Below are 16,277 nucleotides of genomic sequence, written 5' to 3'. Positions count from 1 at the left end.
GTCACTGCTCCTGCTGGTGCTGCCGGGTAGGGGGGAAGTCTGCGGTATCGGTGGTGTGTACGGCGAGCGTCCGGTCCGGATTCAGCCGTACGACGATATGGCGGCGCCAGGCGGCGTCGTCGCGTTCGGCGCGGTCCTCGCGCCAGTGGCAGCCGCGGGTCTCCTCGCGCAGCCGGGCGGCGGCGACCAGGACACGGGCGACGCACAGGAGGTTGGTGGTCTCCCAGGTGTCGGTGCCGGGCTCGGCCGTCTTGCCGTTCTCGGCGAGGGCGTCGCAGGCCTCGTCGTGCAGCCGGTCCAGGGCGGCGGCGGCGGTCGCCAGGGAGGCCTCGGAGCGCAGGACGCCGGCGCCCTCGGTCATGGTCCGCTGGATGGCGAACCGGATCTCGGGCGCGAGCAGCGGGTGCGCGGGCTGCTCGGCGTGCGAGACGGGTTGGGGCACACGCGCGGGGAGGCCGTCCCCGCCGTGGGAGGCGGCGATGTCGGCGGCGATGCGCTCGGCGTAGACCAGGCCCTCCAGGAGGGAGTTCGAGGCGAGCCGGTTGGCGCCGTGGACCCCGGTGCAGGCGACCTCGCCGCAGGCGTAGAGGCCGGGGACGGTCGTACGGCCGTGGGAGTCGGTGCGGACTCCGCCGGAGGCGTAGTGGGCGGCCGGGGCGACCGGGATGGGCTCGGTGACCGGGTCGAGGCCGTTGGCGCGGCAGGCGGCGAGGATGGTCGGGAAGCGGTGCTGCCACATGTGGGCGCCGAAGTGCCGGGCGTCCAGGTACATGTGTTCGGTGCCGCGCTCCTGCATGCGGCGCATGATGCCCTTGGCGACGATGTCGCGGGGCGCCAGCTCCGCCAGTTCGTGCTGGCCGACCATGAACCGGGTGCCGTCGGCGTCGACGAGGTGGGCGCCCTCGCCGCGTACCGCCTCGGAGACCAGGGGCTGCTGGCCCTCCGCGTCCGCGCCGAGGAACAGCACGGTCGGGTGGAACTGGACGAACTCGAGGTCGGAGACCTCCGCGCCCGCGCGCAGGGCGAGGGCCACGCCGTCGCCGGTGGACACGGACGGGTTGGTGGTGGCGGAGAAGACCTGGCCCATGCCGCCGGTGGCGAGGACCACGGCGGGGGCGTGGACGGCTCCCACGCCGTCGTGCTGGCCCTCGCCCATGACGTGCAGGGTGACACCGGCGGTGCGGCCGTAGGCGTCGGTCAGGAGGTCCAGGACGAGCGCGTTCTCGATCGTGCGCAGTCCACGCGCGCGTACCGCCTCGACGAGGGCCCGGGAGATCTCGGCGCCGGTCGCGTCGCCGCCCGCGTGTGCGATGCGGCGGCGGTGGTGGCCTCCTTCGCGGGTGAGCTCCAGGCCGCCCCCCTCCGACTCGTCGAAGTGGGCGCCCGTCTCGATGAGCCGCCGTACGGCGTCGGGGCCCTCGGTGACGAGGAGTCGTACGGCCTCCTCGTCGCACAGGCCCGCGCCGGCCACCAGGGTGTCGTCCTGGTGTTGTTCGGGGGTGTCGCCCTCGCCGAGGGCGGCGGCGATGCCGCCCTGGGCCCAGCGGGTGGAGCCGTCGTCGAGGCGGGCCTTGGTGACGACGACCGTGCGCAGGCCTGCGGCCTCGCAGCGCAGCGCGGCGGTGAGGCCGGCGACGCCCGAACCGACGACGACCACGTCGGCTGCGATGGACCAGCCCGGTGCGGGCGCGGGCAAGCAGGGGCGGGCGCCGAGCGCTCCCGTTCGAGGGTGGTCGTGGGCGACGGGCGGGCGTATGCCTGTGCTGGTCACGAGGCGGCTCCGAAGGTCAGGGGGATGTTGTCGATCAGCCGGGTCGTCCCCACCCGGGCCGCGACGGCGAGGACGGCTTCGCCGGTGAAGTCGTCGGGGATGTCGGTGAAGTCGGAGGGGTCCACCAGGGCCAGGTAGTCGAGCTCCAGCGGCGGCTTCATGCGCAGGGCCTCGTCGAGGACCAGACGGGCGGCGGCACGCACGGCGGCCGGGCCGCCGGGCGCGGACTTGGCCATGGCGTGCGCGTCGGCGGCCGCGCGGGACTCGCCGATCGCGCTGAGGGCCTCGGCACGCGCGCGCGTGGCGGGCACTTCCCGGGCGCGCGCCCGCAGGGCCTCCTGGGCGGCGTGCCGGTCGCGGCCCGCGAACAGGGCCTGGGAGAGCGCGAGGGCCGTACGGCGTTCCTGGGCCGACAGGTAGCGGTTGCGGCTGGACAGGGCCAGGCCGTCGGCCTCGCGCACGGTCGGCACGCCCACGATCTCCACGCCGAAGTTCAGATCACGGACCATGCGGCGGATCAGGGCGAGCTGCTGGACGTCCTTCTGGCCGTAGAGCGCCACGTCGGGGCGGGTGAGGTGGAGGAGTTTGGCGACGACGGTGAGCATGCCGTCGAAGTGGCCGGGGCGGGAGGCGCCCTCCAGGCGTTCGCCCATGGGGCCGGCGGTGACGCGGACCTGGGGCTCGCCGCCCGGGTAGACCTCGTCCGAGGACGGGGCGAACACCGCGTCGGCGCCGGACTGTTCGGCGAGTTTGACGTCGGCGTCCAGGGTGCGCGGGTAGCGGTCGAGGTCCTCGCCCGCGCCGAACTGCAGGGGGTTCACGAAGACCGTGACGACGACCTCGCCGGTGTCGCCGGCGATCTCGCGCGCGGCGCGGATCAGCGTGGCGTGGCCCTCGTGCAGGGCACCCATGGTCATCACGACGGCCCGGCGTCCCGCACGCGCGCGTGCGTGCAGGTCGTCGGCGGTACGCAGCACGGTGGTGGTCATCGGGCGTTCCCTTCGGTCCCGTCGCTCCCGTTGGCTCCGGTCGTGCCGCCCGCGAGTACCCCGAGGAGGTCCTCGGCGAGCTCCGGCTTCAGCAGACCGTGGGCGAGGGCCCGGTCGGCGGTCGCGCGGGCCATCGCCAGGTACCCGGCGACGGTCGCCGGGGCGTGCGCGCGCAGTTCGGCGACATGGGCCGCGACCGTCCCGGCGTCACCGCGCGCGACGGGGCCGGTGAGGGCCGCGTCCCCGGAGCGCAAGGCGTTGTCCAGGGCGGCGCCCAGGAGCGGGCCGAGCATACGGTCGGGCGCCTCGACGCCGGCCGTGCGCAGCAGCTCCATGGACTGGGCGACCAGGGTCACCAGGTGGTTGGCGCCCAGGGCGAGGGCCGCGTGGTAGAGCGGCCGGTTCGCCTCGGCGATCCACTCCGGCTCGCCGCCCATCTCGATCACCAGCGCCTCGGCGGCCAGCCGCAGCTCCTCCGGCGCCGTGACCCCGAAGGAGCACCCGGCGAGCCGCTGCACGTCCACCGGGGTGCCCGTGAACGTCATCGCGGGGTGCAGCGCCAGTGGCAGCGCCCCGGCCCGCAGCGCGGGATCCAGCACCTTCGTGCCGTACCGGCCGGAGGTGTGCACGAGCAGTTGCCCCGGCCGCACGGAACCGGTCTCGGCGAGGCCCTCGACGAGGTCCGGGAGGGCGTCGTCCGGGACGGTCAGCAGGACCAGGTCGGCGCGTCGCAGCACGTCGGCCGGGGGCACCAGCGGCACCTCGGGCAGCAGCGCGGCGGCCCGTCGCCGGGAGGCCTCGGAGACGCCGGACACGGCCACCGGCCGGTGCCCCGCCATCTGTAGCGACGCCGCCAGGGCGGGACCCACACGGCCGGCGCCGACGACACCGACGGTGAGCCGCGCGGGGCGGTCCTTCGGCTCTGGTTGCTGGAATGTACTCAATCGCTGGTGGCCTTCCCGTTCCAGTCCGCTCCGGGTACCGGACGATTTCTCGTCATGTTAACGCGATTGGTTCGAGGGGCGTTCGGTTGTCCACAGGCTGTGGGTGGCCGGTGGACGTTTGCGCAGGTCGTGTCCGGAGGCAATTCCGCACTTCGCGTACGTGGCCGGTACGCCCGGGCGGCCGGGATGAAAACCGGGTGCCACGCGGGACGGGCCGGGGGAGGATCCCGGGATGAGCGATACGGCGGGGCGGGCGGCGGAAGAGCCACACGGGCGGGCGGCTTCCCAGGCGGAGGGGCAGGAGACCGGGGAGTCCCCCGCGACGCTGCGGTACAAGCGGCGGCGGGCCGTCCATCGGACGGCCGAGCGGGTGCTGTCACGGTCGAGTGCGCTGGCGACGATCCGCGAGCGGCTGGCACTGCTGGACGCGGCCGGGGATGTGTACGACCTGGACGAGTCGGCCGACATCTACGGCAACGGGGTCGTCGAGACCCTGGAGGAGCGGACCGCCGCGCTGCTCGGCATGGAGGCCGCCGCGTTCTTCCCGACCGGCACGATGGCCCAGCAGGTGGCCCTGCGGTGCTGGGCGGGCCGCACCGGAGACCCGACCGTGGCCCTGCACGGGCTCGCCCACCCCGAGACGTACGAACGGCAGGCGTTCAGCCGCCTCAGCGGGTTGCGGCCGGTCCGGCTGACGAGCGAGCCCCGGCTGCCGACCGCCGACGAGGTCCGCGCCTTCGACGAGCCCTTCGGGGCGCTGATGCTCGAACTGCCCCTGCGCGAGGCAGGATTCCTGCTGCCCTCCTGGGAGGAGCTGACCGAGGTCGTCGAAGCGGCACACGAGCGCGACGCGGTCGTCCACTTCGACGGGGCCCGGCTGTGGGAGTCCACGACCCACTTCGGCCGCCCCCTCGACGAGATCGCGGGCCTCGCCGACAGCGTCTACGTGTCGTACTACAAGTCCCTCGACGCCTACGGCGGTGCCGCGATCGCCGGCCCCAGGACCCTGGTCGACGAGGCGAAGGCCTGGCGGCACCGGTACGGAGGCCAGATCTTCCACCAGTTCCCCACCGTCCTCACGGCCCTGGTCGGCCTGGAGCGCGAGCTGCCCCGGCTGCCGGAGTACGTGCGCCACGCGCGCGTGGTCGCCGCCGCGCTGCGGGAGGGGTTCGCGGAGGCCGCGGTGCCGTGGTCCCGTGTGCACCCCGAGGAGCCCCACACCCACGAGTTCCAGGTCTGGCTGCCGTACGAGGCCGACGTCGTCGCTGAGGCCTCGGTCCGGCAGGGCGAGCGGACCGACGCGCTGCTCTTCGCGCGCCCTTGGGACCGGGGCGGACCGGGACTGGCCGTCACGGAGGTCGAGGTACGGGCCTCGGCGCTGGAGTGGACGGCGGACGACGTCCGGCGGGCGGTCGGGGACTTCGTGGCACTGGTCGAGAAGGTCGCGGGCGAATAGCCGCCGGGGGCGTGCCCCGGGCGGGCGGCTGGGCCGCGCTTCCGGGGGCCGGCCCGTGCTCGCCGCGGCCGCGTTGTCGGTGGGCGGGTGCACCATGTGGTCATGAGTGTGCGCATCGACATCACCGGACTGCGGCCGGAGAGGGTGGCCGTCGTGCCCTCGCCGCTGGCCGAGCTCGGCATGGCGCTGCACGTGCTGGCCGAGCCCGGGCACCATCCGGGGCGCCAGGGCTGGGTGACCGGGGTGACCGCCCGGCTCGACGCGCATCTCGCCGACCGGATGTCCGAGGCGGACTTCCTGTGGCGTACGACGTTCTCGGACCTGTTCATGCCGTTCGCCGGTATCCCGGGCCGCGACACGCTCCCGGGCGCGACACTCGCCGACGACCTGGATCTGCTCGACAAGCTGACGGACGACCAGTTCGTGGACGCCGGACTGGAGATCGTCTGCTCTCCCGCGTACGCGTACGACTCCCGGCGTCCCGGCCCCCTGTCCGACGCGGAGATGGGGCGGCGCGCCCTGGACCTGGCCACCGCGCGCGGACCGGGGCAACTGCGGTTCGCCGCACGGCTGCTGGCGGACCCGCCCGGTGTGCGGGCCTGGCTGCGGCAGTTCCTGGAGGACTGCGACGAGGCCTTCTTCTCCGAGATCTGGTCCCGGCTGGCCCACCCGCTCGCGGCGGACGCCCGCCACAAGACCGAGGTGCTGCGCCACAGGGGCCTGACCGAGGCGCTGGCCGCCGCGTCCCCCTCGATGACCTTCGACGAGGGCGCGGCCCTGATCACCGTGGACAAGCTGGTCGAGAGCCGTACGAACACCGGCGACGGCGGGCTGCTGCTCGTGCCGACCAGCCTCGGCCGGCCCCACCTCACCGTCCTGCACCGGTTCGGCTGGCAGCCCGTCATCCAGTACCCGGTGAGCGCCACGGAGCCTTCCGCCCCGCCCTCCGTCGAGCAGATCACCCTGCGCATGACCGCCCTGTCCCACCCGGTCCGCATGCGCATGTGCCGCAGCCTCGCGCGCAGCGCGTACACCACGGGCGAGCTGGCCCAGATGCTCGGTATGACACCACCGGAGATATCCCGGCACCTGGCCGTCCTGAAGAAGGCGGACCTTCTGACGACGCGCCGCCGGGGCCGGTACGTGCTGCACGAGCTGGACGCGGCGGCGGTGGCGCGGCTGGGGAGCGACTTCCTGGAAGGGGTGCTCAGATAGCGCCCCGGGGACGGCACAGCGCCCAGGGACGGCACAGCGCTCAGGGACCGCACAGCGCCCAGGGACCGCACAGCGTTCTGGACGGCACAGTGCTCAGGAAGGCAGGTGCGCCCTCAGTCGAACCGGATGTGCCGTGCGCCCACCACCGCCTGGCGCAGGCGTGTCCGCAGCGCGCCCTCGTCGTTCGGCGCGAGCCGGAGGCCGGCCAGGGCGGCGACACGGTCCGCGGTCTCCGGGACGGTCGTGCGGTCGGTCCACAGGTGCTCGGCGAACTCCTCTTCCCGGAGCCGTTCCAGGCAGTGGTCGAGCTGGGAGAGTGCCCAGCTCTCCCGGCGGAGCGGGGCGTCCTTCCCGGCGACGTACCGCAGGAGCTGCCCGAAGCCCCGTTCGCGCAGCCGCCTCACCACGGTCCCCCGCTCGGCGAGGAGCGTGAAGTGCCGTACGTCGTGGCCGAGTTCCCGCAGACGGCCGACGGTGTCAGCGAAGTGGCCGGGATCGGTGACCGTCATGGGGACGATCACCACGCCCTCCCGCTCGCTCAGCGCGCGGTCCAGAACCTCGACGACACCCTGCCGCCAGGCGGCCAGGTCCCGGAAGTCGCCGCGCAGTTCGGGCGGGAGCATGCGGTGCAGACCGAAACCGGGGTGCTCGGGGTCGCAGATGACGCTGCCCGGGAGGCGGCGCCGGATCTCGTGCGCCGTCTGGGTCTTGCCGCCCCCGAAGGGCCCGTTGATCCACAGGAGCATGACGCCTCAGCCCCCGCCTCCCCGTTCCGGCCTCACCCCTGTCCTCCCGCCCGTACCAGCCCCGTCTCGTACGCCAGGACGACCACCTGGACACGGTCACGCAGACCCAGCTTGGTGAGGATGCGGCCGACGTGGGTCTTGACCGTGGCCTCCGAGAGGACGAGGCGGGCGGCGATCTCGCCGTTGGACAGGCCCTGGGCGACGAGGAGCATGACCTCGCGCTCCCGCTCGGTGAGGCGTTCCAGCTCCTTGTGCCGGGGTTCCGAGCCGGTGCTCGGGAGCATCGGGGCGAACCGGTCGAGGAGGCGCCGGGTGGTGGAGGGCGCGACGACGGCGTCGCCGCTGTGCACGGAACGGATCGCGGCCAGCAGCTCGCCGGGCGGCACATCCTTGAGCATGAAGCCGGAGGCGCCCGCCTTCAGCCCGGAGAAGGCGTATTCGTCGAGGTCGAAGGTGGTCAGGATGAGCACCTTGGGCGGGTTCGGTTCCGCACAGATGCGGCGGGTGGCCTCGACACCGTCCAGCTTGGGCATCCGGACGTCCATGAGGACCACGTCGACCTCCGTGGAACGCACCACCTGGAGGGCCTCCACGCCGTCGCCCGCCTCGGCCACGACCTCCATGTCCGGCTGGGCCGCCAGCACCATCCGGAACCCGGTGCGCAGCAGCACCTGGTCGTCGACGAGCATCACGCGGATCGCCATCGGGGTCCTCTTCTTCCGTGTCCGTGACCGTGCCTGTGTCCGTGACTGGTGTCAGTGTGCGGCATGGTCGTGTCAGTGCGCGGGCTTCAGGGGCAGCAGGGCGCTGACACGGAAGCCGCCGCCGGGGCGAGGGCCCGCGTCCAGCGTGCCGCCGACCATACCGACGCGCTCCCGCATACCGATGAGGCCGTGCCCCTGGCCGTCGGCGCCGCCCTCCTCGTACAGCTCGTGGGGCGCGCCCTTGCCGTCGTCCTCGACGAGCAGACCGAGGCCGTCGTCGAAGTAGACCAGCCGGACGCTCGCCCCGGCGTTCGGGCCGCCGTGCTTGCGGGTGTTGGTGAGGGCCTCCTGGACGATGCGGTACGCCGTCAGCTCCACCCCGCTGGGCAGCTGGCGCGGAGTGCCCTCGATCTTGAAGTCGACGGGCAGGCCCGCCACCCGGCACTGCTCGACGAGGTCGTCGATCTGCTCGACGTCGGGCTGCGGGACGTACTCGCCGACCTCCTGGTGCTCACCGGTGCGCAGCACGCCGAGCAGCCGCCGCATCTCGGCGAGGGCCTGGCGGCCGGTGGAGGAGATGGTCTCCAGGGCCTTCTTCGCCTGGTCGGGAGCGGCGTCGAGGACGTACGCGGCGCCGTCGGCCTGGACGACCATCACGGAGACGTTGTGCGCGACGACGTCGTGCAGTTCCCGGGCGATCCGGGCGCGCTCGGCGGCGACCGCGACCTTGGCCTGCGCCTCGCGCTCCTTCTCCAGCCGGGCGGCGCGCTCCTCGAGCTGGGCGAAGTACGCGCGGCGGGTGCGCAGGGAGTCGCCGAGCACCCAGGCCAGGGCGAACGGCACGGTCAGGACCACGGCGAGCACCGCGTTCCCCAGCGTGCTCGTCTGGTCCTCGGTCCAGCGCAGTTGCCCCAGCGACGCCGCGCAGAGGCCGCCGCCCAGGGCGAACCACGAGGCCCAGCGGGCGCCGTTCGCCGCGACCGTGAAGATGACCACGAGCATCGCGAAGTCGGCGGGGATCCTCGGCACGTTCAGGATGAGCTGGGCGATGCCCGCCGCGGCGGCCAGCACCAGCATCTTCTCGGGCATGCGGCGCCGCAGGGCGATCGACAGGCACAGCGCGAGCGAGATCGCCACGAACGCGGTCTCGTTCATGTCTCTCGCGTAGTCGGTGTCGATCGCTCCGCCGACCAGGGTGATCCCGAGCAGGACGACGGCCCAGAAGCTGTCGACCCATGTCGGGTGACGGCGGAGGAAGTCATAGAGGCGTTGCACGTGACCCAGCGTAGGGAAGGGCGCGGTGTGCCGGGGTCAACCGGAGGGTCGATCCGTGACCGGGACATGTACTCCCCAAGGTGGAGGGCCGGTTACCCGTTGCGCTTAGCGTGGGGGCAGGCGGACGGGACACCCTGGGAGCTCGGGAGGATGGGTTGGCTTGCGAGTGCGGGTCGTGTGGGGCTTCTCGCGCCCACGCGGCGGAGCCACATGTGTCACAGCCCCGCGTCCCCGAGGAGGCGCGGCCCTGGCGGGCGGCGGTGGAGGAGGCCCTGTACGGGCCTGAGGGGTTCTACCGGCGGCCGGAAGGGCCCGCCGGGCATTTCCGGACCTCCGTGCACGCGTCCCCGCTCTTCGCCTCGGCCGTGGCGCGGCTGCTGTGCCGGGTCGACGAGGCGTTGGGGCACCCCGAGGAGCTGGGGTTCGTGGACATGGGGGCCGGGCGGGGGGAACTGGTGAGCGGGGTGCTGGGCGCGCTCCCCTCCGCTGTCGCCGCCCGCACGCGCGCGTACGCCGTCGAGCTGGCCGAGCCACCGTCGGGCCTCGATCACCGCGTCGAGTGGCTCGCCGAGCCGCCCGAGGGCGTGGTCGGGCTGCTCTTCGCCAACGAGTGGCTCGACAACGTGCCCGTGGATGTCGTCGAGGTGGACACGGAGGGCGTGGCCCGGCTGGTGCTCGTACGGGAGGACGGGACCGAGTCGCTCGGGGAGCCCGTCGGCGGTGAGGACGCGCGGTGGCTGGGCCGGTGGTGGCCGCTGGGCCCGGAGGAGGGACTGCGGGCCGAGGTCGGGCTGCCCCGGGACCGGGCGTGGGCCGCCGCCGTGGCGGGCGTCGTGCGGGGCCTCGCCGTGGCCGTCGACTACACGCACCTCGCCGGCGCCCGGCCACCCTTCGGGACGCTCACGGGGTTCCGCGAGGGGCGGGAGACCGCGCCGGTGCCGGACGGATCGTGCGACATCACGGCGCACGTGGCGCTGGACGCGTGCCTGTCGGCGGGTGCGGTGCCGGGGGCCCGGCTGCTGAGCCAGCGGGAGGCGCTGCACGCCCTGGGGGTGGCCGGTGGCCGGCCCCCGCTGTCGCTGGCGTCCACCGACCCCACGGCGTACGTACGGGCCCTCGCCCACGCGGGCGAGGCCGCCGAGCTGACCGCGCCGGGCGGACTGGGCGACTTCGGATGGCTGACGCAGCCGGTGGGTATCACCAACCCGCTGGGCGACTGAGCCGGCGGGCGAGCGAGTTCTCTGGCGTGGGAGTTCTCCGGACGTGCGAGTTCTCCGGACGTGTGAGTTCTCCGGACGGGTGAGTTCTCCGGGCGGGTCAGCCCGTCGCGTCGTCCTGCGGACCTACTTGTCGATGTCGCCCACCACGAAGAACAGCGAACCCAGGATCGCCACCATGTCGGCCACCAGGGTTCCCGGCAGCAGTTCGGTGAGGGCCTGGATGTTGTTGTACGAGGCGGAGCGGAGCTTGAGGCGGTAGGGAGTCTTCTCGCCCTTGCTGACCAGGTAGTAGCCGTTGATGCCGAGGGGGTTCTCGGTCCAGGCGTAGGTGTGGCCCTCGGGGGCCTTGAGGACCTTGGGAAGGCGCTGGTTGACGGGGCCCGGGGGCAGGTCGGCGAGACGGTCGAGGCAGGCGTCGGCAAGGGCGAGGGAGTTGTGGGTCTGCGCCAGGAGGCACTCGAAGCGGGCGAGGCAGTCGCCCTCGTCACGGGTGACGACCTCGAGCACGTCCTGGAGCTCCCCGTACGCCAGGTAGGGCTCGTCGCGGCGCAGGTCGAAGTCGACGCCGGAGGCGCGGGCGATGGGGCCGCTGACGCCGTACGCGTGCACGGTCTGCGGGGAGAGGACGCCCACGTCCCTCGTACGGCCCCGGAAGATCTCGTTGCCGAGGACCAGGTCGTCGAAGACGTCCATGCGGGAGCGGACGTCCGCGACGGCGGCACGCGCCCGTGCGGTCCAGCCCGCCGGGAGGTCCTCCTTGAGACCCCCCACCCGGTTGAACATGTAGTGCATCCGTCCGCCGGAGATCTCCTCCATGACGTTCTGGAGCTCCTCGCGCTCCCGGAAGGCATAGAAGACCGGGGTGATGCCACCGAGCTCCAGCGGATACGAGCCGAGGAACATCAGGTGGTTCAGAACGCGGTTCAGCTCGGCCAGGAGCGTGCGCATCCAGACCGCGCGCTCGGGCACCTCCATGCCGAGCATGCGTTCGACGCCGAGGACGACGCCGAGTTCGTTGGAGAAGGCGGAGAGCCAGTCGTGCCGGTTGGCGAGCATGATGATCTGGCGGTAGTCGCGCGCCTCGAAGAGCTTCTCCGCGCCCCGGTGCATATAGCCGATGACCGGTTCGGCGTGCCGGATCCGCTCGCCGTCGAGCACGAGCCGCAGGCGCAGCACACCGTGCGTGGACGGATGCTGCGGACCGATGTTGAGCACCATGTCCGTGCTCTCGGCGGCACCGCCGATACCGACCGTCGTCTCTCGGGTCTCCGTGGTCTCCGTCGGGGGAGTCATGAACACAGTCTGTCGTACGTACGCTGGCGGAATGGAAACGGGGACCTTGGACGACGGGGCGGGGCGCGTGGACGACGGCGGCGACAGGGGCGCGGACGACGAGCCGGTCTGGATCGGGCTGCCGCCCGGCCTGTTGCGGATGAGGCGGCTGTTGCTGGTGGTGTGGCTGGGGCCGATCACCGTCGGTACGGCGATGCTGCCGGGCTGGCTGGCGGGTCCGCCCTGGGCGGCCTTCGCGCTGCTTCCACTGGGTCTGCTGCTGTGGGGCTGGCCGATGCTGGGCCGCAACTGGCGGTCGTGGCGGTACGCCGAACGGGCGGACGACCTGCTGATCAGCCGGGGTGTGCTCTGGCGGGAGGAGACCGTCGTGCCGTACGGGCGCATGCAACTGGTCGAGGTGACCTCCGGGCCCGTGGAGCGGTACTTCGGTCTGGCGAGCGTCCAGCTCCACACGGCCGCGGCCGCCACGGACGCCTGCATCCCGGGCCTCGATCCCGCCGAGGCCGAACGCCTCCGCGACCACCTGACCCAACTGGGCGAGGCCCGATCGGCAGGGCTGTGACCGTGCCGACACAGGACGCGGACGACGCGGTGCGCGAGGCCGCCGAGGGTAACGGATCGGGGCCCCGGGCCGCCGACGGTGACGGATCGACGCCCCAGGCACCCCAGGGCGACCGGTCCGAGCCCCAGGCACCCGAGGGTGGGGCGGCCGGGAAGCCGGTCGTGGAGCATCGGCTGCACCCCGTGACACCGTTGCGGCGGGCCTGGGCGCCCGTGGCGGTGCTGATCGGGTGGGCCGTGCACGACCCGGACGGGGCACAGCGCCAGCTCATGCGGCTCGACACCACGACCCTGCTGATCGGGCTCGCGGTGCTCGTCCCGGCCGCCGGGCTGTACGGCTTCCTGACCTGGTGGTTCACCCACTTCGCGGTGACCGACACCGAACTGCGCATCCGCACCGGCCTGCTGTTCCGCCGCACCGCCCACATCCGACTCGAACGCATTCAGGCCGTCGACATCACCCGGCCGCTGCTGGCCCGGATCGCGGGCGTCGCCAAGCTCAAGCTCGACGTCGTCGGGACGGACAAGAAGGACGAGCTGGCCTACCTCGGTGAGGCCCACGCCCGCGCCCTGCGGGCCGAACTCCTCGCCCGCGCCGCCGGTTTCGCGCCCGAGACGGCGCACGAGGTCGGCGAGGCGCCCGTACGGGAGCTGCTGAAGGTCCCGCCGGGCGTGCTCGCCGTGTCGCTGGTGCTGACGGGCGCCACGTGGGGGACGTTGGTGGCGGCGGTCGTGGTGCCGTCCGTGCTGTGGTTCGCCACGGAGAGCGTGTGGACCGTCCTCGCCACCGGGCTGCCGCTGCTCGGCGCGGCCGGGGCGAGCAGTGTGGGGCGGTTCGTCGCGGAGTACGACTGGACGGTGGGCGAGTCCCCCGACGGGCTCCGCATCGACCACGGACTCCTCGACCGGGCGCACGAGACCGTCCCGCCGGGCCGTGTGCAGACCGTACGCGTCGTCGAGCCGCTGCTGTGGCGGCGGCGCGGGTGGGTGCGGGTCGAACTGGACGTGGCCGGGTCCTCGAACTCCCTCCTCATACCGGTCGCGCCCCGTGAGGTGGCCGAGTCGGTGATCGCGCGGGTGCTGCCGGGGGTGACCGTGCCGGGCCCGACGGATCTCGTACGGCCGCCGGGTCGGGCGCGGTGGTGCGTGCCGGTGTGGTGGCGGGGGTACGGGCTCGCCGTCAGCGATGCCGTGTTCGTCGCCCGGCACGGGCTGCTGCGGCGGCGCGTCGATCTCGTGCCGCACGCGAAGGTGCAGAGTGTGCGGCTGTCGCAGGGGCCGTGGGAGCGGTACAAGGGGGTGGCGGACGTCCGTGTCGACACCGGGGCCAACAAGACCGTGACCGCGCGGCTGCGTGACGCGGGGGAGGCGGCGGAGCTGTTGCGGGCACAGGCGGAGCGGTCGCGGACGGGGCGGCGGGAAGCGCGGCCGGATCGGTGGATGGCGTAGCCGTCCGGCGGGGTCGGGTGGGGTGGGGGGCCGCCGCATCGCGGTTGCACGTCGACGGGGGCCGCGGGCCCCGGGGACGGCCGGGGGTGCCCCGTGCCCGCGGTGCCCCGTGCCGCCGGGCGTGACCGGCGGTGCCCCGGCTCTCGGTGGCTCCGGCTGAGCGGGGGTGGGTTTCGCTCACCGGCGCTTGCCGGGTGCCGCCGCGCCCACCCGTGCCGCCCCAGCGGCACGACTGCGCGCAGCGAAGCGGGCTGGGGCGAACCGTGCGAAACCCGGCGGCACGACGGCCCGCGGCTTGGTGCGCCGCGGGCCGTCGTGGTGGCTAGGAAGCAGCCGTGCGCAAGCTCTGTACGTCGATCTGTTCTGTCTCGTCGTGGGCGGTGAGGTCGATGACCTGGCCGATCGCGCGGGACGCCTCGTCGGCACGCTTGAACCGGGCCTCGGACTCCGCCTTGTGCAGTGCGAGGGCCTCCTGGCCGACCACGTCGGCCAGGTCCTCGTTCTGCACGGCCTCCAACGCGTCCGCACCCTTCTGGGTACCGAAGAAGTCGAACCTTCCCTCGACGGCCGCCCGCCGCTGCGGCACGGCCGGCACGACGGCCACGGCGGTGGGCACCGCGAAGTGACCGGTCGGCGGAACGGCGGGCGGCGCCGCCGGCTCCACCCGTGTCAGCTCGCCGGCCCCCGTGTGTCCCTCCGTCCGGGCCGACCGTGTCGGCGCGGGGACCGGCCGTACCGGCTGGGCGGCCGCGTGCTCGTGCCCGCCGGCCGCCACGGACTTCCCCGTCGGGTCGTCCTCCTCGGCGGTGAGCACCGGAACCGGCTCCTGCGCCGCCTCGGCGGAACGTCCCTGCCGCGTACCACCACCGCCCGGCCCATCCGGGTCACCCCTGGGAGAAGGGTTCTTCGGGGAACCCCCCTTCCGCGCCCGGTCCTCGGCGGCCTCGTCGGTGGAACGGCCGCCGGGCTCGTCGGTGGCGGCGGCGTCGGGCTCCTCGACTGTGGAGTCCACGGAGGCCGGTACGTCAGCGGTGCCGGGCTGAACTCCGGCCTCGGCCTCGGGCGCCCCCGCCTCGGGCGTCTCGGCCTCGGGCGTCTCGGCCTCGGGCGTCTCGGCCTCGGGCGTCTCGGCCCCGGCTACTTCCGCCTCGGCCCCGACCTCGCCATCGGCCCCAGCACCGGCGTCCGGTTCGACACGGCCCTCACCCTCATGCACTGGCCGGGCCTCCGACTCGGCCGCACTCTCCACCCCGGGCTCGCCCTCGGCCGTCGCGCCGGACCCGGCCGTCGCCCCGGACCCGGCCTGAACCTCCACCACGGTCTCGGCCGATGCATCGGCAACTGCATCGGACACCGCAGCGGCATCGGACACCGCAGCGGCTCCATCGGCCCCAGTCGCGGTCTCAGCCACTCCGTCGGTCACGACCTCGGCCTCGTCCGCACCCTCAGCCACAACATCCCGCCCGGCCTCGATCTCGCCCTCAGCCGCGGGCTCAGCCGCCCCCTCGACCCCGGCGTCAGCCCCGGCCCGGGCCGCACCCTCGGCCACGACCTCAGCCGAGCCCCGCTGCGTGATGATCCGGTCCAATGCCGAGTTCGCGCGCAGGAAGAGTGAGGAACCGGACGGCGAGAACAGTGGGGGAACGTCCTTCTTCGCCCCGGCTGCCTCCTCCTCGACCCCAGCCCCGGAACCCTGGGCGCCACCGTCATCCCCGGCGTCCGGCTCGGCGGCACCGCCACCCTCGACATCGTCCCCGCCCCCGGCGGAGGTGGCCGCAGCCCGTTCCTTCGCGGCCTTGGACGCGGCCTCCCACGAGGCCCAGGGCGCCCCCTGCACGGGAACCCCCTGCGGCGGCACCGGCGAAGTCCGCGTGGCCGCCGAGGAGTCGGCACCGTCGCGCGCCCCGGCCGCCGGCAACGCGCGCGTCTCCTCGGGAGCGATCGCCTCGATCTCCAGCAGGCGGCGGCCCTCCAGGGCGCTGGCCCGCTCGGTCTCGGCGGTGGCGTACCGGCGCAGCAGCGCCGCGTGCTCGTTGCGGAGGTTCGCGAGTTCGGTGCGCTTGGCGCGAAGCTTGCGCTCCAGTTTGGTGCGCAGTTCACGCGACTCGTCGAGGTCGGTCTCCAGTTCCGCGACCTTCTCCTCGTGACGCCATTCGTCGCTCGCACGCGCGCGCGTGAGGTCGGCGACACGTTTGCCCGCCTCGACGTCCCAGCGGCGCATGACCGCCGCGCCCACGGCCGCGGTCGCCGCGGCGACGGCGGCGGAGACCCGGAGCACCGCCGGCTCGGAGAAGATCCAGGGCCCGAGGGCGCAGACGAGCGAGACGCCTGCGATCGCCGTGGGGGGCAGCAGCCTGTGCAGAGGCGGTGAATGGCGGTGACGTCCACGTGGCATGGCCAGAAACTTACCGCGCGTAGGCGAATGATGGTGCCCCGGGCCGTAAAAACTCAGCCGCCCCTCTCACCTCTCACAAGCCCTCACAAGCTCCCCCACCACCGGTGCGCCTATGCGCCCACCGGCGGCTCCTCTACTCGATCAACGCCGTTGATTCCAGATACGCCTTGGCCACTTCTGCCTCTTCGCCGCCGCCGGGGAATTCCACGAATTGCCGACCTTCGGCGAACCGGCCGACCCACAAGCCTCCTGAGAGGCG

Annotated in this window: 13 protein-coding genes; 5 read left to right on the top strand and 8 right to left on the bottom strand. The window is 73.6% G+C overall.

The annotated features are described in order from the left end of the window. Position 1: 1 nt before the first annotated feature. The 3 genes from ACFY9I_RS36695 to ACFY9I_RS36685 are packed head-to-tail and all read right to left on the bottom strand — an operon-like array spanning position 2 to position 3,704. A complete protein-coding gene (locus tag ACFY9I_RS36695; protein WP_391010061.1) occupies positions 2-1,771 on the bottom strand; it encodes an L-aspartate oxidase in 1,770 nt (589 codons plus the stop codon). Further along, positions 1,768-2,760, bottom strand: coding sequence for a pantoate--beta-alanine ligase (panC, locus tag ACFY9I_RS36690; protein WP_391010058.1), 993 nt, complete (start codon positions 2,758-2,760; stop codon positions 1,768-1,770). Before panC ends, ACFY9I_RS36695 begins: the two co-directional genes overlap by 4 nt. Beyond that, entirely contained in the window at positions 2,757-3,704 is a 948-nt protein-coding gene (locus ACFY9I_RS36685) for a DUF2520 domain-containing protein (RefSeq protein ID WP_391010055.1), read from the bottom strand. Before ACFY9I_RS36685 ends, panC begins: the two co-directional genes overlap by 4 nt. 232 nt (positions 3,705-3,936) lie before the next feature. Between ACFY9I_RS36685 and ACFY9I_RS36680 the strand changes: the two genes are divergently transcribed. Both ACFY9I_RS36680 and ACFY9I_RS36675 read left to right on the top strand, forming a co-directional pair. Beyond that, the gene (locus ACFY9I_RS36680; protein WP_391010052.1) at positions 3,937-5,160 is read left to right on the top strand and encodes a beta-eliminating lyase-related protein; all 1,224 of its coding nucleotides are present in this window, start codon (positions 3,937-3,939) and stop codon (positions 5,158-5,160) included. A gap of 102 nt (positions 5,161-5,262) precedes the next feature. Continuing rightward, on the top strand, positions 5,263-6,375 hold the full coding sequence (locus ACFY9I_RS36675; protein WP_391010049.1) for a DUF5937 family protein: 1,113 nt from the start codon (positions 5,263-5,265) through the stop codon (positions 6,373-6,375). A gap of 113 nt (positions 6,376-6,488) precedes the next feature. Here the strand turns inward: ACFY9I_RS36675 and ACFY9I_RS36670 are convergent, their stop codons facing one another. The 3 genes from ACFY9I_RS36670 to ACFY9I_RS36660 form a co-directional block, all read right to left on the bottom strand. Continuing rightward, on the bottom strand, positions 6,489-7,121 hold the full coding sequence (locus ACFY9I_RS36670) for an AAA family ATPase (protein ID WP_391010046.1): 633 nt from the start codon (positions 7,119-7,121) through the stop codon (positions 6,489-6,491). Between the two features lie 32 nt (positions 7,122-7,153). Next, complete coding sequence (locus ACFY9I_RS36665; RefSeq protein WP_391010043.1) at positions 7,154-7,825, bottom strand: response regulator; 672 nt, start codon at positions 7,823-7,825, stop codon at positions 7,154-7,156. Between the two features lie 72 nt (positions 7,826-7,897). Continuing rightward, positions 7,898-9,100: a histidine kinase gene (locus tag ACFY9I_RS36660; protein ID WP_391010040.1), complete on the bottom strand. Its 1,203-nt coding sequence runs from the start codon at positions 9,098-9,100 to the stop codon at positions 7,898-7,900. A gap of 212 nt (positions 9,101-9,312) precedes the next feature. On the opposite strand from ACFY9I_RS36660, the gene ACFY9I_RS36655 reads away from it, so the two are divergent. Then, complete coding sequence (locus ACFY9I_RS36655) at positions 9,313-10,320, top strand: SAM-dependent methyltransferase (RefSeq protein WP_391010037.1); 1,008 nt, start codon at positions 9,313-9,315, stop codon at positions 10,318-10,320. A 123-nt stretch (positions 10,321-10,443) separates the two neighbouring features. Here the strand turns inward: ACFY9I_RS36655 and ACFY9I_RS36650 are convergent, their stop codons facing one another. Further along, the gene (locus ACFY9I_RS36650) at positions 10,444-11,613 is read right to left on the bottom strand and encodes an NADH-quinone oxidoreductase subunit D (protein WP_391010034.1); all 1,170 of its coding nucleotides are present in this window, start codon (positions 11,611-11,613) and stop codon (positions 10,444-10,446) included. Between the two features lie 31 nt (positions 11,614-11,644). Here ACFY9I_RS36650 and ACFY9I_RS36645 point away from each other — a divergent pair, with 31 nt between their 5' ends. Next, a complete protein-coding gene (locus tag ACFY9I_RS36645; protein ID WP_391010031.1) occupies positions 11,645-12,175 on the top strand; it encodes a PH domain-containing protein in 531 nt (176 codons plus the stop codon). Positions 12,176-12,336: 161 nt separating this feature from the next. Continuing rightward, positions 12,337-13,623, top strand: a complete 1,287-nt coding sequence (locus tag ACFY9I_RS36640; protein ID WP_391010131.1) for a PH domain-containing protein — start codon at positions 12,337-12,339, stop codon at positions 13,621-13,623. 322 nt (positions 13,624-13,945) lie between these two features. On the opposite strand, the gene ACFY9I_RS36635 is transcribed toward ACFY9I_RS36640, so the two are convergent. Continuing rightward, entirely contained in the window at positions 13,946-16,018 is a 2,073-nt protein-coding gene (locus tag ACFY9I_RS36635; RefSeq protein WP_391010029.1) for a hypothetical protein, read from the bottom strand. Between the last annotated feature and the right edge of the window lie 259 nt (positions 16,019-16,277).

Origin of the sequence: Streptomyces sp. NPDC012510, from assembly GCF_042955065.1 — a bacterium.
GTDB lineage: Bacteria > Actinomycetota > Actinomycetes > Streptomycetales > Streptomycetaceae > Streptomyces.
Note: the sequence above shows the minus strand (reverse complement) of the source record. Positions and strands in the feature narration are given on the sequence as shown.